Origin of the sequence: Nonomuraea sp. CA-143628 (assembly GCF_050942315.1) — a bacterium.
GTDB lineage: Bacteria > Actinomycetota > Actinomycetes > Streptosporangiales > Streptosporangiaceae > Nonomuraea.
Window position 1 is genome coordinate 3,569,373 of sequence record NZ_CP192072.1, and the last position, 20,135, is coordinate 3,589,507.

Here is a 20,135-nt window from a genome sequence, read left to right on the forward strand (position 1 = left end):
CCTACCCCGCGGGTGGGACGGTTCGCGGCGGCGATGGGTCACGGGGCGGTGTGGCGGCGGACTCGTACGGAGGCGCGGGCGGTGGCGTGTGGCGTGCCGCGGCCGGTCCCGCGTGCAGCCGGCGCCGGGCCGCGTAGCCGACGAGCCCGACCGCGATGAGCAGGGTGACCCCGTTGAACAGCGGCGTCACCCAGAAGTCCGCCCCCAGCTGACCGATGCCCGACAGGCCGATCGCGAGGACGGCGACGGCGACGACGGTCCCCAGAGGGTTGGCCCGTCCGGGTCTGATGGTGGTGGAGCCGAGAAGGGCCGAGACGAACGCCGGCAGCAGATAGTCGATCCCGACGCTCGGATTGCCGATCTGCTGCTGAGCGGCGAGCAGGACGCCCGCGAAGCCGGTGACCAGCCCGGAGCCCACGAAGGCGTAGATGACGTACCGGTGGGTCGGGATGCCGATCAGGTCGGCGGCCCGCGGGTTCGAGCCGATGACGTACAGGTAGCGGCCGAGGGGGAGGCGTTCGAGCACGAGCCAGAGCAGCGCGGCGAGGACGAGCACGTAGAACGCGGGGGCGGGCAGGCCCAGGAACTTCGCGTCGGATATGCCGGTGAAGGCGGGCGGAAGACCCTGCGGACCGGGCACGATCCTGGCGCCCTCGGTCGTCCAGCCCGTGATGGCGTACAGCACGCTGCCGGTGCCCAGGGTGGCGATGAACGAGTCGATCTTGGCGAACTCGACGAGCAGACCGTTGATCACGCCGACGAGCGCGCCGCCGATGAGCACGCCGAGACAGGCCAGGGGCCATGGCCAGCCGCCGGCGATGATGAGTTGCAAGGTCACGACGTGTCCGAGCCCCAGGCCGTAGCCGATGGACAGGTCGAACTTCCCCGTGACGATGGGGATCATCGCGCCCAGCGCCAGGATCGCGGTGATCGAATGAGTCGACAGGATCGACGTCAGGTTGGCCATCGTGGGAAAGGTGTCCGGCAGAGCGAGCGTGAACACCACGAACAGGACGACCGTCAGAGCGAGCAGTCCGTAACTGCCGATGAAGTGACCGGCGGTGCGCCGCCGGCGCGGGGCTCTCGTGGTCATCGGGGATTCGCACCGGTGACTGCGGGCGCGGCCGACGCGGCGTGGGTGAGCGCGGTGAGCGTGAGGGCCGCACCGGCCACCTCGGTGGTCACCGTCCCCCGGACGAACATGAGGGCGCGATCACACACGTTCACGACCTCCTCGAAGTCGGCGGAGACGAGGATGGCCGCCAGCCCGCCGGCCAGGGCGTCGTCGAGGAGCCGGTAGATCTCGGGTTTGGCGCCGACATCGACACTGGCCGTCGGCTCCTCGAGGATCAGGAGGTGGCGGTTCGTACCGAGCCAGCGGCCGATCATGACCTTCTGCTGGTTTCCGCCGGACAGGGTGGCAAGAGGCGCCTCGGCATCCGCGGGGTGGACGCCGAAGCAGGCGACGAGCGCCGCCGCCTCGGCGCGCTCCACGCGGGGCCGGATCCAGCTCAGTGGTGATCGGCCGTGTGCCCTGGGGTTCGCCAGGAAGTTCTCGCGGACGCTGAGGCCCGGGGCGGCGCCCTCCTCCTGCCGGTCGCTCGTCACCAGGCCGACACCCGCGTCGACGGCCGCCGACACCGACCGTGGAGCATAGGGCCGCCCGTCGAGCAGCATGTGGCCGGCGAGGATGGGGTGCGCGCCGGCCAGAGCGCGGCCGAGATCCACATGCCCGGCACCGGTGAGGCCGACGAGACCGATGGCCTCACCGGCTCGCAGGTCGAGGCTGATCGGGCCGGCCTGCCCGGTACGTACGCCGGTGAGGCTCAGCACCACCTCTCCGAGGTCGCGGTCCGGGCGCCGGTGGGTCGTCGGCTCGCGGCCGACGATGTCACGTACGAGGGTGGTGGAATGGCCGCCGGTGAAGGTCCCCTGGCTGACGAGGCGCCCGTTGCGCAGGACCGCGACCCTGTCGGCGATCTCACGCACCTCGTCGAGTCGGTGGCTCACGTACACGATCCCGTGACCCCGGTCACGTAGCGCGCGCAAAGCGTCGAACAGGTGGGCGCGGTCGGGCTCGGGCAGGCTCGCGGTCGGCTCGTCGAGGACGATGATCTCGGTTTCGGCGGCCAGCGCGCGGGCGATGGCGACGAGCGAGCGCTCGGCGCGGGTGAGGTCGGCGATCCGCTCATCGGGGTCGAGGTGGATCGCGACGGATCGGAGGGCCGCCACACAGCGCTCGCGCACCCCGCGCCAGGAGATGAGACCGCCGCGCCGGCGATAACCGGTGCCCAGGGCGATGTTCTCGGCGACGCTCATCCACTCGACGAGGCCGAGGTCCTGGTGGACGAACGACATGGCGCGGGAGGCGGCCTGGCTGCCCAGCGGATGGCCGGCCACCTCGACCTCCCCTTCGTCGGCGCGATAGACCCCGGCCAGGATCTTGATCAGCGTCGACTTGCCGGCGCCGTTCTGTCCGAGCAGGGCGAGGATGCCGCCGTGGTGGAGGTCGAGATCCACCCCTTCCAGCGCGGTGGTGCCGCCGAATCGCTTGCTCGCTCCACGGATGCGGATGAGCGGCTCCGAGGCGGTCCATGACGCCGGGCCCGCGAGAACGGTCACGGTCTACCGGCCTGCTGTCGCGAGCTCCAGGCTTTGGCGACCTGTGACCTGGAGGTGAAACTCAGCTTGCGCAGGATGTTCTCGACATGGCCTTCGGCGGTGCGCTGGGCGATCACCAGGGTCTCCGCGATCTCCTTGTTGCTCAGCCCTTGCGCGACCAGCTCGGCGATCTCCCGCTCCCTGCGGGTCAGGACGGAGGCGACATCGGACTCGGGCGGGGAGTTCGCGATGTCTCTCGGCGGCTTCTCCTCCAGCGCATAGGCGACGGCCTGGTCGAGCGTGAACTCCGAGCCGCGCGTGAAGGCCGCGGTGAACGCTTCGTCCCTGAGGCTCTGTCGTAGCCGGGCCTCGCATCGGCCGTGGAGACCGGCCAGATGTCCGAGTCCGGAGAGGGATGTCCCGATCGATCGCCAGACCATGTGCGCGGCGCCCAGCAATTGAGCGGCGCGGCTGTCCTGACGTTGCTCGCCGATGATCCAGGCGAGTCCTTCCAGGCCTTCGGCGATGCCGAAATGGTCGTTGCAGCGCAGCTTGAACCGCAGCGCGTCGCGCATCATGGCGACGGCGGTGTCCGGATCATCGTGCCGCCACCGGTCCAGGGCCGTGACCCACAACGCGTAGGACACCGACCAGTCCGCGTGCGCCTTCTGGGATTCCTCCAAGACCTCCTGGCAGAGCGCCGTCGAGCGGGGATCGTTCATGACCACGGCGACCATGCTCAGCTGGAAGAGGGCGACCCATGAATGGCCCCGGTGGCCGAGGGCGCGGCGGCGGACCAGGGCCTCTTCCAGGAGGGTGAACGCTCGGGCGAAGTCTCCGGCCAGCAGCGCGGAGAAACCGGTGATGTGCAGCGCGCCGGCGAGTTGCGCCTCATCACCCAGCCGCTCGGCCAGAGCGCGGCACTCCAGCAACAGGGGCTGTGCGGCCAAGAGATCGCCCTGCAACAGCAGGAGCCACGCGTCGACCCACAGGGCCTTGGCCCGCGCGGCGATGGGGCCGCGCTCCTGGGCCAGCGCCCGCTCCAGCCAGTGGTGTCCTTCGCTGGGGGAGCTCCACGAAAGCCGGTGGCTCCACATCGCGGCGGCGATCTCGAGGGCGGCCCAGGCCTGGCCCGGCTCGGTCAGGCAGAACTCCAGCGCCGCACGTACGTTGGCCTGCTCCTGACGGATCCGGACGAGCCATTCCATCTGGTTCTCGCCGAACCACTCGCTCTCCGCCCGTGCGGCCAGCTCGCGGCACCAGTCGCGATGCCGCAGCCGAAGCGCCGTCTCCTGCCGGGAATCGGTGAGCCGTTCCCATCCGTACTGGCGCAATGTTTCCAGCATCTCGAAACGTACGCCGGTGTCCTGCGTCTTCCGCAGCAGGATCGACTTGTCGACCAGCTCTATCAGCAGGCTGGGGATGTCCTCCCGGGCGATCCCGTCGCCCGAGCACACCTCTTCGACCGCTTCCAGATCGCAGCCGCCGGAGAACACCGACAACCGTTCCCACAGCAGCCGTTCCTCGGGCGAGCACAGGTCATGACTCCAGTCCACCAGCGCCCGCAGCGTCTTCTGGCGGGGCACCGCGACCGAGCGTTCTGTCGCCAGCAACCGGAACCGGTTGTTCAGCCGTTCGAGGATCTGGTCGACGGACAAGGCCCGCATGCGCACCGCCGCGAGCTCGATGGCCAGCGGTATCCCGTCGAGCCGCTGGCACAGCCGCGTCACCGCCACGCTGTTGGCGGCATCGACGGTGAAACCGGGCACGACGGCCGCCGCACGGTCCTCGAACAGTCTCACCGCCTCGTAGCGCGCGTCGGCGGTGGCGACCGCCGCCTCGCCAGTCCCGTGTACGGTCAACGGCGGCACTTCCAGGAGGTGCTCACTCGGCACCTGGAGCGACTGCCGGCTGGTCGCGAGAATGTGCAGCTCAGTCGTCGCGGAGAGCAGCTTGCTGGACAGGATGGCGCACTCGTTCAGCACGTGCTCGCAGTTGTCCAGCACCAAGAGCAAGCGCTTGTTGAGCAGATGCTCGGACAGCGCGGCCACGCTCGGCTGGCGGCAGCCGATCGTGTCGGCGATGGTCTCCGCGAGCAGCTCTTCGGCGACCAGCGGCGCCAGATCGATGAACCACGCCCCGTCAGGGAAGGCCCGTGACATCTCCGCGGCGACCCTCAGCGCCAGTCGCGTCTTGCCCACTCCGCCGACGCCGGTCAACGTCACCATCCGGCCAGCGGAAAGCAGACGTTTGGTCTCGGTTAGCTCATGCCGACGACCAACGAAACTCGTCAATTCGGCTGGCAGGTTCCCCGCTTGCCGCCGTGTCATCGTCCCCATGACAATTTCAGGCTAGCTCATCCCGGCCGCGTGAGTTCGGTGCGCCCGGTGTGAGCGGCCACTCAGCTGATGCCGTCCTGACCTGCGATGATAGCCGCTCCATACCTACGCGTTGGTTACCTACGTAGGTAGGAACGGGTAATCATCCGGGCATTTATCCCGTCCTACTTCCACAGTCCGCATGCGCATGCTGGTGTGGTCAGCAAAGAACGTCGTGACAACGGCGACCGAATCAAGGAATGATCATGTGTCAGCACCAGCCTCGGTGCCCATCCGCATACGCCGGCGACCGCGAAGCCGCGCGCATGGTGGCCTTCCATCCCGAGCAGGGGTGGGGTCTGCTGTGCAACGGCGTGGTGGTCTTCGAGGACAACGGTGAGATCCTGCCCGACGGGCGTAGCGTTCCCGCCCACTACTGCGAGCTCGGACGGGCAGCATGAACCAGTACTCCGGATCCGCGCTCATGGACGAGAGCACACTCCGGCAGGACGACCCGGGGGACACGGCGGTGTCCTGGAACAGCCACACGCCGCTCCGGGACCGCCTCAAGGCCGGCATCCGGCGCCTCGGGGAGCTCGTCACCGGCTCCGGCCGCCTCCCCGGTATGGAGGTCGCCTCCTGGTCGCTTTCCCCGGGCATGGCTTCGGTGCCCGAGGCGCGACGTCTCACCCGCGCCCGTCTCGCCGCATGGGGGATGGATGAGCTGGCCGAGGTCGCCGAACTCCTGGTCAGCGAGCTCGTCACCAACGCGTTGCGCCATGCGCCGGGACCGCACCGGTTCACCCTCTACGCCGGTGAGGGCCTGCTGCGCGGCGAGGTCGAGGACGCGGGCACCGCGCCGCTCTATCTCCACCAGGCCACGCCGGGTGACGAGCACGGCCGCGGACTGGACATGATCGACCTGCTGTCCTGCTGCTGGGGCAGTGAATCGACGTCCACGGGAAAGACCGTCTGGTTCGAACTCTCCGTCGACTGCGCCGCGAAGTCGGACGGGTTCAGTCCTTCGCCGCACAAGTCGGCACATCACAGGTGAGCACGCCTTCCGCACCGAGTCGCGTTCCGTCTCGGAAGCCCGCCGCGAACGCCCGGTTCCCCAGCGTCTCGCGGGCCTGCTCCGCGCAGCGCTCGTGCCATCTCGCGTGGTACCACAGCCGAGTGGGCGAGGCGTCCGCCGCCTGCCACAGCGAGTGCGCCGCCCCCAGCATCCGGGCGGCCCGTTCATGCTCCCCACGCGCACCGGCGATCCACGCCAGCACCTCCAGGCACTGCATGAGGCACCAGCGGTCGTCGATTTCCTCGGTGAGCTCGGCGGCGGCCCTCACCAGCGCGTCGGCTCGTAGGTAGTCGCCCAGGTTCCACACCGCGATACCGAGCGCCAGCTGGGCGTACCCGAGGGACACCATCATGTGATGAGCCTCGGCCAGCGCCAAGAGCTCCTCGCCCAGCCGGACGGCTCGCTCCGGGCTCTCGGTCGAGCCGTACGTGGTCGCGTAGTACAGGTTGAGCACGACCTCGTGAACGTTTCCGGTGGCCCTGAAGAGGACGAGCGACTCCTCCAGGAGCGCGAGCCCACGTTGGGCGTCACCCGTGGAGAACGCGGCGACACCGGAGGTCCGGATGGCGAACGGCAGGACATCCTCGTTCCCCGGCCGCCGGGCCAGGAAGTGGCATTCCCGCAGTCTCGGCACGGCCGCCGCCAGGTCGCCCTGGCGCAGGGCGAGCATGCTGTCCACCCAGAGCGCCGTCGCCCGGGCGCTGTCGGGCGTACGCATCAGCTCCAGGCCGCGCTCCAGCCAGTAGCGGCCCTCGGTGAGGGCGCCGGCCAGGAGCCAGAAGGACCCCAGCCCCGACGCCGTCTCGAGTCCCACGCGAGCCAGGCGTGGCACACTGAAGCACAGCTCGAGTGCGACGCGCACGTTGGGAAGTTCCTGCCGCAGGAGCAGATATCGCTCGGCCTGATCCGGGACGATCTCGTCGATCCGGTGCCGGTCGACCAGATCCCGGTAGTGGTCGATGTAGCGGCGGCAAAGTACGCGCTTCTCGGCGGGTGACAACTGCTCGCACCCGTACGCGCGGATGCTCTCCAGCATGCGATACCTGAGCCCGGCCTCCCACCGCTCGCAGACCAGGATCGACTTGTCCACCAACCCGGCCACCAGATCGACCACCTCGCCGGGGGAGATCCCCTCACCCGAGCACACCGCCTCGGCGGCATCCAGGTCGACCCCGCCGGGGAACATCGACAGCCGGGTCCACAGCCGCCGCTCCGCCGGTGAGCACAGGCGGAAGCTCCAGTCCATGGTCGCGCGCAGCGTCTGATGGCGGGGCAGCGCGGCGGGGCTCCCCATCGCCAGCACCTCGAAGCGCTCGTCCAGCTCGCGCGCCAGCTGTTCCAGAGGCAGGGCGCGCAGTTGCACCGCGGCCAGCTCGATCGCCAGCGGGATCCCCTCCAGACGCCGGGCCAGCCGTGCCACAGTCGCCGCGTTGCTCGTGTCCAGGCAGAAGCCGGGCGCCGCGCTCGCCGCCCGTTCCACGAAAAGGCGCACCGAATCATGCCGGGCGATGTGACTGAGAGGGTGGCCGGAGCCCGGCACGGACAGGGACGAGATCTGCAGCACCTGCTCGCCGTACACACTGAGCGTCTGCCTGCTGGTCGCCAGGATCCGCACCCTGGGAGCGCCCCGCAGCAGCCGGGCCACGAAGCGGGCGCAGTCGTCGAGCAGATGTTCGCAGTTGTCCAGGACCAGCAGCATCCGCTTGTCCGACAGGTGGTCCACCAGCGCGGTCATGGGGTCGGGTCCCGCCTCGCGCAGTCCCAGCGCCCCGGCGACGACCGGCTCCAGCAGGTGGCCGGCCTCCAGCGTGGCCAGTTCGACGACCTCCACGCCGTCCTTGTAGGTGCCCTGAAGGGTTTCCGCCACCCGGCGCGCCAACCGGGTCTTGCCGACACCGCCGGTGCCGGTCAGGGTCAGCAGGCGGGCCTGAGACAGCCCCCTCCTGGCCGCGGCCAGCTCGTGCCTGCGCCCGACGAAGCTGGACCCTTCCATGCGAGGACGGGCCCGGACCGTACGACCGCGCTCTGCCTGGATCATGATGCGTTCTGGCCGTCCGAGGCGTGCTGACACTCGCCGACGTGCGATGTCACCTCAGTCATGACTGCTCCAGCGGCTCAGGCTTTCATTGCCGTCAGGTCTGAGCCGTCATCAACCAGAATATGCCCAGACCGTTTCGGTGGCCTCTCTCCGGGGGCTTGAGGGAACTGTCGTGGCGCCGGTGTAGAAGTGATGCCGTGACGATCCAGCTGACCTGGCCCAAGATCCTCGCCTGGCGCCTGCGCAGGCAGTTCGTGAGCGACGCCGACGGGAGCGACGCGGTAGCGATCGCGCGCCGACTCTGTGGCGTGCAGACCCAGGTCGCCTCCTCGGCGCAGCTGGCCGTGGCGGTGCGGAGCGCGCGGCCCGACCCGGGCGAGATCGGCCGGGCGCTGTGGGAGGAGCGCACGCTGGTCAAGACGTGGATCATGCGCGGCACCCTGCACCTGCTGCCCGCCGACGAGCTGGCCGACTACTGCGCGGCGCTGGCCACGCTGCGGACCTGGGAGAAAGGCTCCTGGCAACGCGGGCACGGCGTCACGGCGGCGGAGATCGCCGCGATCATCGAGGCGGTCCCCGAAGCGCTGCGAACGTCCCGGGCCGCCTCCCCGGCCCTGACCCCGGACGCATCGCCAAGCCCCGCGCTGACCCGGGAGGAGCTGGTCGAGGCCGTCGTCGAGGTCACCGGTGAAGAGCACCTGCGTGCGGCGCTCACCTCCGGTTGGGGCGCCCTGCTCAAGCCGCTCGCCCGCCTCGGCGAGCTCTGCTACGGCCCGCCCCGCGACGGCAGGGTGACCTTCACCGCCCCGCGCTCCTGGCTGCCCGGCCGGCCGCCGGAGCTGCCGCCGTACGAGGAGGCAGGCGTGCGGCTGGCCCGGGCCTTCCTCGGCGCGCATGGGCCGGCGACGCCGGAGATGTTCGACACGTGGCTGTTCGGGGGCGTGGCCAGGAAGGCGGTGCTCAAGGGCTGGTTCCGCGACCTGGCTCCGGAGCTGACCGAGGTCGAGACCGATGACGGGCACACGCTGCTCGCCCTCACCGAGCAGCTGGACGAGCTCGCCGCCACCGAGCCGTCCGATGATGTGCACCTGTTGCCGGGCTTCGACCAGTACATCCTGGCCGCTCCCCGCACCCTCACACCGCTGCTGGCCGCCGCCGCCAAACCCAAGGTCAGCCGCCAGGCGGGCTGGATCTCGCCGGTCATCGTGCACCGGGGGCGGGTCGCGGGGGTCTGGGAGGCCAAGAACGGGCGAATCACGACCGACCTGTTCGAGTCCGTCCCCGAGAAACCGCTCGACGACGCGATCTCCCGCGTCCGCTCCCTTCTCGCCACCACCTCGCTCGGGGACTGATGGTGGATGCGGAGGGATCTTCCGCGTCCGCCTCCTTCTCGCCACCACCTCGCTCGGGGACTGATGGTGGATGCGGAGGGATCTTCCGCGTCTGCTCCCTCCTCACCACCACCCCGCCAGAGGACTGATGGCGGACGTGGGTCGTGATCAGCGGCCGTTGGTGGGTGTGGGCTGGGATCGCCTGTCGTTGGTCGGGGTGACGGCTGGGGTCGTCGGCGGTTGGTGCGGGCTGGGATGGTCGGCGGTTCGTGGGTGTGGGCTGGGATCGCTGGCCGTCGAGCCGCACCGTCTGGGCCAGCTAGGGGGTAGGCGGCGAATGCGGCGTGATCTGGACGTTCAGGCTCTTGAGGGGATACTTGACGCATGTTGCGCACCTTTCGCCAAGTCGACGTCTTCACCGCCACGCCGTACCAGGGAAACCCGCTCGCGGTGGTCCTCGACGGCGACGGCCTGAGCACCGAGGAGATGCAGCGGTTCGCCCACTGGACGAACCTGTCCGAAACCACCTTCGTCCTGCCCCCCACCGCTCCCGGCGCTGACTACCGGGTGCGGATCTTCACCCCGACGAGCGAGCTGCCCTTCGCCGGGCACCCCACGCTGGGCACCTGCCACGCCTGGCTGGAGAACGGAGGAACGCCGAAGGAGCCGGAGACGGTCGTGCAGGAGTGCGGCGCCGGGCTGGTGACGTTGCGCAGGACGGACAGCGGGCTGGCGTTCGCCGCGCCCGCCTTGCTGCGGTCGGGCCCGGTGGACGAGCCGCTCGTCGAGCGCATCGCGGGCATGCTGGGCATCGGCCGCGACGAGATCGTCGACGCCGAGTGGGCCGACAACGGGCCCGGCTGGGTGGCGGTGCTGCTGCGGAGCGCGGACGAGGTGCTCGCGCTGCGTCCCGGCCCGATCGACATCGACCTGGGCGTGGTGGGCCCCTACCCGCCGGGGTCGCCGCTCGCGATCGAGCTGCGGGCGTTCTTCCCGGTCAACGGCAGTACGGCCGAGGATCCGGTGACCGGCAGCCTGAACGCCTCGGTCGCCCAGTGGCTGCTGCGCACCGGCCGCGTTACGGCCCCCTACGTAGCCGGCCAGGGCACCATGCTGGGCCGCGCCGGCCGCGTCCACATCACCACCGGCCAGAGCCCCGAGGACGGTCAGGAGCCGGCGGTCTGGGTGGGCGGCTCCAGTGTCACGTGCGTCGCCGGCCAGGTCGAACTGTGAACCGTACGCTGTCACCCGGCCGGAGTTGCGCGGCGATCGGCAGGTCCGCCGACCGCACCACGCCGATCACCGGGTAGCCGCCGGTCGGGGGGTGGTCGGTGAGGAAGACGATCGGCTGCCCGCTCGGCGGCACCTGCACCGCCCCCGTCACCATGCCCTCACTGGGCAGCTCGCCCTCGCGCGTCCGCGCCAGCTCCCGGCCGCGCAGGCGTACCCCCACGCGGTTGCTGTCCTGGCTCACCTCGTACGGCTCGGCGCAGAGCTCGGCGAGCGCGTCCGGCGCGAACCAGTCGTCGCGCGGCCCCGGCACGATCCGTAGTACGGCGGGCGGCGGCTCCCCGGCGGGCGCCAGATCCACCGAGATCTCCACCAAGCCCCCGGAGCCGCCCACCGGGAGCATGGTCCCCTGGCGCAGCGGCGCCGGGCCGAGCCCCGACAGCGAATCCGTCGAACGGCTGCCGAGGACCGGCTCGACGGCGATCCCGCCCCGCACTGCCAGGTAGGTCCGCAACCCCCATACGGGCGCCCCGAACCGCAACTCACTCCCGGCTGGAACCCAGAACGGCACATTCATCCCGGCCCCCAGGGTGGGCGAGCGCCGAGCCCCCTCGGGAACAGACGCGCGCCCGGCCTCCCCGGTGATGGGCGAGCGCCCGGCCTCCACTGGGCCGGGCCTTCGCTCAGGCTCAACGGGACCGGGCGGAGGTCCGGATCCCACGGCGTCCGGCGGAGGTCCGGATCCCACGGCGTCCGGTGAGGGCCGGGATGTCACGGCATCCGGTGAGGGCCCGGACCCCATGTCGGCCGGTGAAGGCCTGGCTCCGACGGGGATGGGGGAAGGCCCGGATAGCGGGCAGGGCGCGCCCGTGATCGCGACCCAGGCGGCCGAGTGGAAGGCCAGCCGCGCCCCTCCGTACGTCAGCTCGATCCCCGCCGCGTCCTCGGGGTTGCCGACGAGCCGGTTGCCCAGCCGCAGGCTCGCCTCGTCGGCCGCGCCGGAGCGGGGCACGCCCAGGTGCGCGTAGCCGGGGCGGCCCAGGTCCTGGACGGTCGCGTACGGGCCCGGCGTGAGCACTTCGATCATGCCGGCTCGAACCGTACGCGGGTGCCGGGCCGGAACAGTGACGGCGGCTCGGCGTCGACGTCCCAGATGCGCGTCGTCGTACGGCCCAGCAGCCGCCACCCGCCCGGCGAGGCGGTGGGGTAGATCGCGGAGTAGGGACCGGCGATCGCCACCGAACCGGCGGGCACCGACGTGCGCGGCGTCGCCAGCCGTGGCAGGTGGAGCGCCGGATCCAGCCCGGTCAGATACGCGAACCCCGGCGCGAAACCCAGCCAGCCCACCACCAGCTCCCGCCCGGTGTGCCGCGCGATCACATCGTCCACTGACATCCCGGCCAGCTCGGCCACGGAATCGAGATCCTCCCCGTCATAGACGACGGGAATGACCACGACCTCCTGCCCGGCCCCGGCGGGCCCGAACAAGGCCCCACCAGGCTCCGAGGACCCGAGCACCGCCTCGCCGAGCAGTTCGTCGAGCCGCGACCGCAGCAGGCCCTGGTCCGCCCCCGGCGCCACCACCAGCACCGTCTCGGGCCCCGGCACGATCTCCACCACCCCAGCGGGCCGCGCGGTACGCAGCACGGCGTCGAGCCGGTGCGACACGGCCAGCGACCCCGTCTCCACGAGCAGCCCGTGCTCCCCGGCCATCCGGATCATGCGAAGGCCTGCAGGACCACTCCCGCCTCCAGCAGCCCATCGCGTACGGCCTGCGCCAGTCGTACCGCGTCAGGTGTGTCGCCGTGCACGCAGATGGACCGGGCGGAGACCGCCACCGGGCTGCCGTCCACGGCGGTCACCCGGCCCTCGACGGTCATCCGCACGGCGCGGGCCGAGACCGTGGCGACATCGTGGATCACCGCCCCGGGCTCGCGCCGCGAGACCAGCGTCCCGGCGGCCGTGTAGGCGCGGTCGGCGAACGCCTCGGTGATCGTCGGCACGCCCTCGGCGGCGGCCGCCCCGTGCACCACCGAGCCGGGCAGCGTGAGCACCGGCAGGGAGGTGTCGTAGTCGGCCACGGCCTCGATCACCGCGGCGGCCTGCTCCTCGTCGCGGCAGATGCGGTTGTAGAGCGCGCCGTGCGGCTTGACGTAGGAGACCCGGCCGCCCATGGCCCGCGCGATGCCGTCGACGGCCGCGAGCTGGTAGAGCACCTCGGCGCAGAGCTCCTCAGGCTCGACGTCCATCTCCCTGCGCCCGAAGTGGGCCAGGTCGCGATAGGACACCTGCGCCCCGATCGCCACGCCCCGGTCCACGGCGGCCGCGCAGGTGCGCCTGATCGTCACCGGGTCGCCGGCGTGGAACCCGCAGGCGACGTTCGCGCTCGTGACGATGTCGAGCAGCGCCAGGTCGTCGCCCAGCCGCCAGACGCCGAAGCCCTCGCCCAGATCCGCGTTGAGGTCGATCACCATGTTCCCATCATGGCGGTAGCGGCCACCTCGGCGCGACGACGGGGTCACGGACGCCGGCCTGCGGCGAGACGGATATACGCCGCGCTAGACGGCAAGGCGGGTGTACGTCGCGCGTCAGGCGGCGGGGCGGGCGCGCACCGCGCCAGAGGGCGCGATGGGTTTACGTCGCGCCAGGTAGCGGGGCAGCGGGCGCGCACAACCCCAGATGGCGAGACGGCGGGGCCCGGCCTCCATCGCGCTAGATCTCGTCGGGAATGTCGGCGATGTCGTCGAGGGCGGAGGCGAGTTCGTCCGGGTCGCCGCCGATGCGCTCGGCGATCTCGATGAGCACGTGCAGCACGTCATGGCGGTCGTGGCCGAGGTCGAGCAGCCGCTGGGCCGCCTCCCACAGCTGCGGCGGGTCCCCGTCCCACAGCCGCGCGGCGATCTCCTCGTGCCAGGCCAGGTGCTCCTCGTCGATGGCGCCGACGTGGTCGATCTCCAGGAGCGTGCGCCGGTCGGCCTCGTCGGCCGGGTTGAGCGCGTCCAGGTCGATGCCGCCGTGCACGCCCTGCAGGAACGGGAACGCGAAGGCCCGCCTGGCCAGCGCCGACAGATCGCCGTCCGGCAGCAGCCGCTCCAGCAGCGGCCGGTCCAGGCCGAACGAGGTCGGATCCCGGTAGGCCTCCGGGAACTTGCCGGTCGCCTCCCACACGGCGTCCAGCGTGTCCTTGAGCCCCGTGTCGGGCAGGCCGGTGCGGCGGGCGGCGAAGCGGATCCACGCCGACAGTACGTGCGGCATGGCCTCCTGCTCGGCCACGCTTAACATCACCTTGCGCGGCAGCCAGTCGAGCAGGAACGTCTCGCACTTGGTCGGGCTCACCCGCAGCGGCCGGTTGAAGTCCTGCTCGCAGCCGTAGTCGATGATGTGGTCGGCGCACCGCGAGGCCGCCGACGGGTCGGACAGGTGCTCGGCCGCGTCGGAGGCGAGGAACTCCGCGGCCAGCATCGCCCGCCGCTCGCGGCTGTAGGGAGCCTCGATGTGCAGGGGAGCGGGGCGCTTGCGGCCCGGCGGGAGGGCCTTGAGCCGGGCGCGGGCGAAGGCGTGAAAGGCGCTGTAGCTGTCGCTGACCGGCGGCGGGGTCTTCGGCTCCCTGGTGGCCTTCATGGCCGACTCCAGCAGCGCCCTGGCCTGCTGGGGCTCGATCTCCTCGAACAGCAGCATCGGGTTGCCGGCCGCCTCGACCCGTGCCTTGTCCAGCAGCGTGTCGACCTGGGAGGAGACCCAGGCGTCGCGCGCCATGCCCGACATGTTGTGGTCGACGACCATGACCAGCGCGTGCCGGTCCTGCTCGCGTTCGAAGGTCGCCGGGGTCTCGCCGCCCGCCTGCTCGTCGCGGGGGCCCTCGCTCCAGCGGTAGCCGAAGGTGCAGATCACGGTGTCCTGGTCGCCGTAGGCGTCGCGGGAGACGTAGCAGCCGGTCGGCTTGACCGCGCCCACCCGGTCGGCCCAGCCGGGCCGGGCCACGCCCGACTCCATCATCGCCAGCGCCGCGCCCTCCGCCTTGGCGCCCTGGCGGGCCGTGCCGAGATAGGCCAGGCAGATGAGCAGCGTCAGCGACGCCGGAGTGCCGGCCTTGGCGGCGTAGTCGACCAGACCCTCGCCGAGTACCTGTTCGACATCACCACCCCTGACGCGCCTGCCCCACCAGGCTCCGATCATGTCGGAGACCATCAGCTCCGCGTCAAGAGGGCTGCGCACGGCCAGAAGCTCGCGAGCCGCCTGCACCATCTCCTTGAACACATCGTCTGGTGGGGTGCTCTCCCGGGGATCTCGTCGGTGTCGGCGCACGCCCTCACTCTCTCGCATTCCAGGCCGAAACGGTGCGTAGAACGCGGCCTGGTGACCCCGATGTTATCGGGGAGTCCGGGGCGGCGGTGCGGAGTTCACGATCGCCAGTAGATGTTCGCGGGCGATGCGTTCGATGACATCGGGTGTCGGGGAGATGCCGAGGTGCTGCGCGCAGGCGCAGACGTCGGACACGCAGCGGTCGATGGTGTCCACGGGTATGGTCAGGAACTCTTCGGCCAGCCTGAGACTGACCGGCTCCCTGAGGAAGCGTGTGGCCAGAGCGAGCATAGATGTGAGATTCCTCTGGAGCCCCGGGGCAAACCCCCAGGGAATGGATGCAGGGCGACTTGCGCTCCCATTTCATCTTTTCTCGGCTGAGTGTCAAGCCTCCACAACGCTTGTGTTCGCTTCTTCGGAACCGCATTCGTGCGAAGCTGTTCCCATGCGCATCCAGCTCGCCCAGCGGACGGAGGCCGACGATCTCCTCGGCCGAAGTCCGCTCGCCCTGCTCGTCGGCATGCTGCTCGATCAGCAGATCCCGATGGAATGGGCGTTCACGGGGCCTCACACCATCTCCGAACGCCTCGGGCACGACCTCACCGCTGAGGAGATCGCGGCTCGCGATCCCGAGGAGTTCGCCGCGCTGCTGGCCGCCAAGCCGGCCGTGCACCGCTACCCCAAGGCGATGGCGGAGCGGGTCCAGCGGCTGGCCGCCTACCTTGTGGAGCACTACGACGGCAATCCCGAGCGGGTCTGGAGTGACGTCGCCGACGGCAAAGAGTTGCTCAACCGGCTCCTGGGACTTCCCGGCTTCGGCAAGCAGAAGGCTCAGATATTTTTGGCATTGCTCGGCAAGCAAATGAAGGTTCAACCGCCAGGATGGCGCGAGGCGGCTGGACCCTATGGCGAGGAGGGGTCGTTGCGTTCGGTAGCGGATGTGGTCGACGCCGACACACTGGGTCGCGTTCGGGCCGCCAAGCAGGAGGCCAAGCGCGCGGCCAAGGCCAAGTAGCCTGATCTTGCTGCGCAACGTGGAGCGATTTTGACAGGATGCGTTGACCGTATGGCGGCCGGGGCTTCCGTCCGCGCCTGCCCATCGCCGATGATGTACTGCAGAATCCGGTCGCCCGGAGCTGCGCTACGCCGATACACAGTTATGGAGATGTGCCGCGTGGGAGACCCTGGCACGCGACGGAGGTGCCGACCATGAGCGCCGAGACCTCCGTTCCCCGTCCCCGGGAGTCGGATGTGGACATCTCAGACTCCGCCCTCTTCAAGGGCATGCTGTCGGAGGCCGAGTTCGCCTTCGCGTTCTTCGACGCCGCCGGCCACGTACAACTGGTCAACGACGTGTTCACCGAGGTCGTCGGCGTACCCGCCGAGCGGCTTGTCGGCCGCGCGCCCGTCGAGACGCTGACGGCCGACCTCAGCCAGCTCATCACCCATGCGGTCCAGGCCGTCACCGAGAGCGACTCTCCGGTCACCGAGAGCCGCGTACGCGTGCGCTCGTCCGAGGGGGAGACCAGGCACTGGTCGCTGTCGTTCTCACCGGTGCACGACGACGCGGGCGAGTTGCGGGCGATCGCGCTCATCGGCCTCGACGTGACCGAGAGCCGCCAGATCGAAGAGGACCTGCGGCGCAGCGAGGAGCGCTACCGCTCGCTGGTCGAGGCGCAGTCGCAGCTCGTCTGGATCACCTCGCCGACCGGCACGGTGGTGGAGGACGCGCCGCAGTGGCGCGCCATCACCGGCCAGGGGCTGGAGGAATACCTCGCCCTGGGCTGGCTGGAGGCCGTGCATCCGGAGGAGCGCCAGCAGACCGAGGAAGCCTGGAAGGAGGCGCTGCGCGGCCGCACCATGTTCGAGTGGAACTACCGCGTGCGCACCCGGGCCAGCGGTTACCGCCACTTCGAGGTGCGGGCCGTGCCCATCATCAGGCACGGCAGGGTCGTGGAGTGGGTCGGCGCCAACACCGACGTGACGCCGCAGCGCGAGGCCGAGGAGATGCGCGGCAGGCTGACCGACCAGCTCGGCGCCGCGGCCCTGCGCACCGCGCGGCTGCAGGGCGCCACCGCCCAGCTGGCCGAGGCGCTCACCGTCGAGCAGGTGGTGCAGGTCATCATCGACGTCGGCCGCACCGCCCTGGCCGCCGACCGTTCCGCGGTCGCGCTGCTCGACACCGACCGCGCCGCGCTCAAGCTGATCAATGGCGAGGGCGTCCCCGAGGCGTCCGACACGCTCGGCGAGGAGATCCCGCTCTCCTCCTCCAGCGTGATGACGATGGCGGTCAACAGCCGCCGTCCGGTCTTCGCCGAGTCGCCCGACAGACTGAAATCCCAGCTTCTCGAAGCCGGTGGCGATGAGCAGGTGCTGACCAATTATCTCACGCACAGTGACGAGCGGGCCTGGGTCGGCCTGCCGCTGCTGGCGGCCGGAAGGGCGTTGGGCGCGCTGCGCTTCTCGTTCACCAGGCCGCAGAAGATCTCCCAGGAGGACGGCGTCTTCCTGGAGGCGCTCGCCGGTCAGTGCGCGCTCGCCGTGGAGCGCGCCACCCTGTTCGAACGCGAGCACAAAACCGCCGAGACGCTCCAGCGCAGCCTGCTGCCCGACCGCCTGCCGGTGGTCAAGGGCCTGGTGCTGGCCCAGCGGTTCCGCTCGGGCAGCCGTCACGTCCAGGTCGGCGGCGACTGGTACGACGCGTTCGTGCTGCAGGACGGCCGGGTCGCGGCGGTCGTGGGCGACGTCATGGGCAAGGGCGTCAAGGCCGCGGCGGGCATGGGCCGCATCCGCAACGCCATGCGCGCCCTGGCACTGACCAACCCGCCGCCCGCGGCCGTGCTCACCGGCCTCGACCGGGTCTTCGACGCCACCGAGGAAGAAGAGCAGGTCACGACGCTCGCCTACATGGTGGTCGAGCCCGTCACCGGCGAGGGCACGCTGGCCCTGGCGGGCCATCCGCCGCCCGTCCTGGTCTCCCCGCAGGGCACCGCGATCCTGGGCGACGTCGAGCCGGGCACGCCGCTCGGCTGGCCGACCAGCCGCCGGCAGTTCCGGTTCGTGGTGCCGCCGGGACACACCGCCGTGCTCTACTCAGACGGCTTGGTGGAGAACCGGAAACGCGGTTTGGACGCAGGACTCGCAGAGCTTTGCAGTGTTGTGACCGAAGCGCCGCCTGAGGTGGTCAGTAGTCCGCACATGTTGCTGGACTTCCTGGTTGACCGGATGTTGTCTGGATATGAACAGGATGATGACGTTACCGCCCTGGCTATCCACGTGCCGCCCGCCACGAAGAGTGACTGAATGAATCAGTCATAAGGGTTGCTTTCGGGTATCAGTGCCGCGCTTACGTACGCACTACTGTCTGGGTCGGCCTAGGGTGGAGGTCAACCGCCGGGAGGTGGCCGTATGGAGTGCGTGGTCGTGCCAGAATGCTGGACAGGTCCGTCGCGATCCGCACGGCCGCATCGTTCTCCGAGAGAGGCAACAGCCCCCCAGCGGGCATCTGGGTCCATTGTCGCCACGCGTTCGTTCGAGAGGTGTTCGTGTCGCCTGCAAGTTCGACTCGCTCGAAGCCACAAGAGCTGAACGAGCCCGTCATTCAGCGACTGCTCGAGCGTGGGCGCTCGCAGGGTTTCCTCGAGTCTGAGGATGTCCGTCAGGCCTTCGAGGAGGCGGACATCCCCATGTCGCACGCCGCCGCATTTTTGCGGAACCTCAGTAAAGAGGGCGTGACCGTGGTGGTGACCGCCGCGGATTCGGCTGCGCCGAAAAAGTCTCGTGGTCCAGCAAAGCGCCGTACCGCTGCCCCCGTCAAGACCAAGGCCGCAGCGGCCGCCAAAGAGCAGCAGCCCGAGACCGTGACCGCGGTCGTGGGCGCCGCCGAAGCCGAGCCCGCCCCTAAGAAGGCGGCTCCCGCCAAGAAGGCCGCTCCGGCGGCGAAGAAGGCGGCCGTGCCCGCCAAGAAGGCCGAGCCGAAGAGCGCTGGGCCTGCCGAGACCAAGCCGAAGAGCCCTGAGGGCGTCGACGACGACGAGGACATCGAGCTCGAGGGAGACGTCGAGCTCGAGGACCTCGAAGACATCGAGGTCGAGGACGAGGAGATCGTCGCCGCGGACGACTCCGACTCCGAGGGCGACACCGACGACGACACCGAGGACGAGCCCAAGGCCGCCGACGTGGCAGCCGTCGCCGCCACGGAGAAGACCGAGGACGAAGTCCTCATCCTCTCCGACGACGACGATGACGCGCCGGTCGCGCAGGTGGCCGCCGCCGGCGCCACCGCCGACCCGGTCAAGGACTACCTCAAGCAGATCGGCAAGGTCCCCCTGCTCAACGCCGAGCAGGAGGTCGAGCTGGCCAAGCGCATCGAGGCGGGACTGTTCGCCGAGGAGCAGCTGGGCGGCGGCGAGACCGAGGGTCTGCCGGTCGACGTCCGGGCCGAGCTCGAGTGGATCGCCGAGGACGGCCGCCGGGCCAAGAACCACCTGCTGGAGGCCAACCTCCGTCTGGTGGTCTCGCTGGCCAAGCGCTACACCGGACGCGGCATGCTGTTCCTGGACCTGATCCAGGAGGGCAACCTCGGCCTGATCCGCGCGGTCGAGAAGTTCGACTACACCAAGGGCTACAAGTTCTCCACCTACGCCACGTGGTGGATCCGGCAGGCGATCACCCGGGCCATGGCCGACCAGGCGCGGACCATCCGCATCCCGGTCCACATGGTCGAAGTGATCAACAAGCTGGCCCGGGTTCAGCGGCAGATGCTGCAGGACCTCGGCCGGGAGCCCACGCCGGAAGAGCTGGCCCGCGAGCTGGACATGACCCCCGAGAAGGTGGTCGAGGTCCAGAAATACGGTCGCGAGCCCATCTCGCTGCACACCCCCCTCGGTGAGGAGGGCGACAGCGAGTTCGGTGACCTCATCGAGGACTCCGAGGCCATCGTGCCGGCCGACGCCGTCAGCTTCACGCTGCTCCAGGAGCAGCTGCACTCCGTTCTCGACACGTTGTCGGAGCGGGAAGCGGGCGTCGTGTCGATGCGGTTCGGCCTCACGGACGGGCAGCCGAAGACACTCGACGAGATCGGCAAGGTCTACGGGGTGACGCGTGAGCGCATCCGGCAGATCGAGTCGAAGACGATGTCCAAGCTGCGTCACCCGTCCCGGTCCCAGGTGCTGCGCGACTACCTGGACTAACGGAAGATCGTTTCACCCCTGGCCCCGCACAGCTCCGGCTGTGCGGGG

Annotated in this window: 16 protein-coding genes; 7 read left to right on the forward strand and 9 right to left on the reverse strand. The window is 70.2% G+C overall.

The genetic code is table 11. The features are described from left to right. Position 1: 1 nt before the first annotated feature. Genes ACQP2T_RS16670 through ACQP2T_RS16680 form a run of 3 tightly spaced genes read right to left on the reverse strand, consistent with a single transcriptional unit; the run spans position 2 to position 4,829 of the window. Positions 2-1,093, reverse strand: a complete 1,092-nt coding sequence (locus ACQP2T_RS16670; RefSeq protein ID WP_433517042.1) for an ABC transporter permease — start codon at positions 1,091-1,093, stop codon at positions 2-4. Continuing rightward, positions 1,090-2,622, reverse strand: coding sequence for a sugar ABC transporter ATP-binding protein (locus ACQP2T_RS16675; protein WP_433517043.1), 1,533 nt, complete (start codon positions 2,620-2,622; stop codon positions 1,090-1,092). Before ACQP2T_RS16675 ends, ACQP2T_RS16670 begins: the two co-directional genes overlap by 4 nt. Then, entirely contained in the window at positions 2,619-4,829 is a 2,211-nt protein-coding gene (locus ACQP2T_RS16680; RefSeq protein WP_433517044.1) for a LuxR C-terminal-related transcriptional regulator, read from the reverse strand. The genes ACQP2T_RS16675 and ACQP2T_RS16680 overlap by 4 nt, the downstream gene beginning before the upstream one ends. 356 nt (positions 4,830-5,185) lie before the next feature. Here ACQP2T_RS16680 and ACQP2T_RS16685 point away from each other — a divergent pair, with 356 nt between their 5' ends. Together ACQP2T_RS16685 and ACQP2T_RS16690 are read left to right on the forward strand one after the other, a co-directional pair. Further along, the gene (locus tag ACQP2T_RS16685; RefSeq protein ID WP_433517045.1) at positions 5,186-5,380 is read left to right on the forward strand and encodes a DUF5999 family protein; all 195 of its coding nucleotides are present in this window, start codon (positions 5,186-5,188) and stop codon (positions 5,378-5,380) included. Further along, entirely contained in the window at positions 5,377-5,973 is a 597-nt protein-coding gene (locus ACQP2T_RS16690; RefSeq protein ID WP_433517046.1) for an ATP-binding protein, read from the forward strand. Before ACQP2T_RS16685 ends, ACQP2T_RS16690 begins: the two co-directional genes overlap by 4 nt. Here the strand turns inward: ACQP2T_RS16690 and ACQP2T_RS16695 are convergent. Further along, complete coding sequence (locus ACQP2T_RS16695) at positions 5,936-7,987, reverse strand: ATP-binding protein (protein ID WP_433517047.1); 2,052 nt, start codon at positions 7,985-7,987, stop codon at positions 5,936-5,938. The genes ACQP2T_RS16690 and ACQP2T_RS16695 overlap by 38 nt on opposite strands. Before the next feature lie 242 nt (positions 7,988-8,229). Here ACQP2T_RS16695 and ACQP2T_RS16700 point away from each other — a divergent pair, with 242 nt between their 5' ends. Beyond that, positions 8,230-9,384: a DNA glycosylase AlkZ-like family protein gene (locus tag ACQP2T_RS16700; protein WP_433517048.1), complete on the forward strand. Its 1,155-nt coding sequence runs from the start codon at positions 8,230-8,232 to the stop codon at positions 9,382-9,384. Between the two features lie 363 nt (positions 9,385-9,747). Continuing rightward, positions 9,748-10,596, forward strand: coding sequence for a PhzF family phenazine biosynthesis protein (locus ACQP2T_RS16705; RefSeq protein ID WP_433517049.1), 849 nt, complete (start codon positions 9,748-9,750; stop codon positions 10,594-10,596). On the opposite strand, the gene ACQP2T_RS16710 is transcribed toward ACQP2T_RS16705, so the two are convergent. From ACQP2T_RS16710 to ACQP2T_RS16730, 5 genes are all read right to left on the reverse strand, one after another. Next, positions 10,565-11,680 carry a biotin-dependent carboxyltransferase family protein gene (locus ACQP2T_RS16710; RefSeq protein WP_433517050.1) on the reverse strand — a complete coding sequence of 372 codons (1,116 nt, stop codon included), beginning with the start codon at positions 11,678-11,680 and terminating at the stop codon, positions 10,565-10,567. The genes ACQP2T_RS16705 and ACQP2T_RS16710 overlap by 32 nt on opposite strands. After that, on the reverse strand, positions 11,677-12,306 hold the full coding sequence (locus tag ACQP2T_RS16715; RefSeq protein WP_433517051.1) for a 5-oxoprolinase subunit B family protein: 630 nt from the start codon (positions 12,304-12,306) through the stop codon (positions 11,677-11,679). The genes ACQP2T_RS16710 and ACQP2T_RS16715 overlap by 4 nt, the downstream gene beginning before the upstream one ends. Before the next feature lie 5 nt (positions 12,307-12,311). Further along, the gene (locus tag ACQP2T_RS16720; RefSeq protein ID WP_433517052.1) at positions 12,312-13,067 is read right to left on the reverse strand and encodes a LamB/YcsF family protein; all 756 of its coding nucleotides are present in this window, start codon (positions 13,065-13,067) and stop codon (positions 12,312-12,314) included. A 238-nt stretch (positions 13,068-13,305) separates the two neighbouring features. Beyond that, entirely contained in the window at positions 13,306-14,838 is a 1,533-nt protein-coding gene (locus ACQP2T_RS16725) for a hypothetical protein (protein ID WP_433519781.1), read from the reverse strand. A gap of 123 nt (positions 14,839-14,961) precedes the next feature. Further along, on the reverse strand, positions 14,962-15,186 hold the full coding sequence (locus ACQP2T_RS16730; protein ID WP_225288959.1) for a hypothetical protein: 225 nt from the start codon (positions 15,184-15,186) through the stop codon (positions 14,962-14,964). A 154-nt stretch (positions 15,187-15,340) separates the two neighbouring features. Between ACQP2T_RS16730 and ACQP2T_RS16735 the strand changes: the two genes are divergently transcribed. From ACQP2T_RS16735 to ACQP2T_RS16745, 3 genes are all read left to right on the forward strand, one after another. Further along, a complete protein-coding gene (locus ACQP2T_RS16735) occupies positions 15,341-15,910 on the forward strand; it encodes an HhH-GPD-type base excision DNA repair protein (RefSeq protein ID WP_433517053.1) in 570 nt (189 codons plus the stop codon). A 194-nt stretch (positions 15,911-16,104) separates the two neighbouring features. Beyond that, a complete protein-coding gene (locus ACQP2T_RS16740) occupies positions 16,105-18,198 on the forward strand; it encodes a SpoIIE family protein phosphatase (protein ID WP_433517054.1) in 2,094 nt (697 codons plus the stop codon). Positions 18,199-18,440: 242 nt separating this feature from the next. Beyond that, on the forward strand, positions 18,441-20,087 hold the full coding sequence (locus tag ACQP2T_RS16745) for an RNA polymerase sigma factor (protein WP_433517055.1): 1,647 nt from the start codon (positions 18,441-18,443) through the stop codon (positions 20,085-20,087). Positions 20,088-20,135 lie beyond the last annotated feature (48 nt).

What these genes read in the sequence shown, in the direction of transcription:
- ACQP2T_RS16670 (WP_433517042.1), bottom strand. Translation starts at nt 1,093, where the DNA reads ATGACCACGAGAGCCCCGCGCCGGCGGCGCACCGCCGGTCACTTCATC.
- ACQP2T_RS16680 (WP_433517044.1), bottom strand. Translation starts at nt 4,829, where the DNA reads ATGGTGACGTTGACCGGCGTCGGCGGAGTGGGCAAGACGCGACTGGCG.
- ACQP2T_RS16685 (WP_433517045.1), top strand. Translation starts at nt 5,186, where the DNA reads ATGTGTCAGCACCAGCCTCGGTGCCCATCCGCATACGCCGGCGACCGC.
- ACQP2T_RS16690 (WP_433517046.1), top strand. Translation starts at nt 5,377, where the DNA reads ATGAACCAGTACTCCGGATCCGCGCTCATGGACGAGAGCACACTCCGG.
- ACQP2T_RS16695 (WP_433517047.1), bottom strand. Translation starts at nt 7,987, where the DNA reads ATGGAAGGGTCCAGCTTCGTCGGGCGCAGGCACGAGCTGGCCGCGGCC.
- ACQP2T_RS16705 (WP_433517049.1), top strand. Translation starts at nt 9,748, where the DNA reads ATGTTGCGCACCTTTCGCCAAGTCGACGTCTTCACCGCCACGCCGTAC.
- ACQP2T_RS16710 (WP_433517050.1), bottom strand. Translation starts at nt 11,680, where the DNA reads ATGATCGAAGTGCTCACGCCGGGCCCGTACGCGACCGTCCAGGACCTG.
- ACQP2T_RS16715 (WP_433517051.1), bottom strand. Translation starts at nt 12,306, where the DNA reads ATGGCCGGGGAGCACGGGCTGCTCGTGGAGACGGGGTCGCTGGCCGTG.
- ACQP2T_RS16720 (WP_433517052.1), bottom strand. Translation starts at nt 13,067, where the DNA reads ATGGTGATCGACCTCAACGCGGATCTGGGCGAGGGCTTCGGCGTCTGG.
- ACQP2T_RS16725 (WP_433519781.1), bottom strand. Translation starts at nt 14,838, where the DNA reads ATGGTGCAGGCGGCTCGCGAGCTTCTGGCCGTGCGCAGCCCTCTTGAC.
- ACQP2T_RS16730 (WP_225288959.1), bottom strand. Translation starts at nt 15,186, where the DNA reads ATGCTCGCTCTGGCCACACGCTTCCTCAGGGAGCCGGTCAGTCTCAGG.
- ACQP2T_RS16735 (WP_433517053.1), top strand. Translation starts at nt 15,341, where the DNA reads ATGCGCATCCAGCTCGCCCAGCGGACGGAGGCCGACGATCTCCTCGGC.
- ACQP2T_RS16740 (WP_433517054.1), top strand. Translation starts at nt 16,105, where the DNA reads ATGAGCGCCGAGACCTCCGTTCCCCGTCCCCGGGAGTCGGATGTGGAC.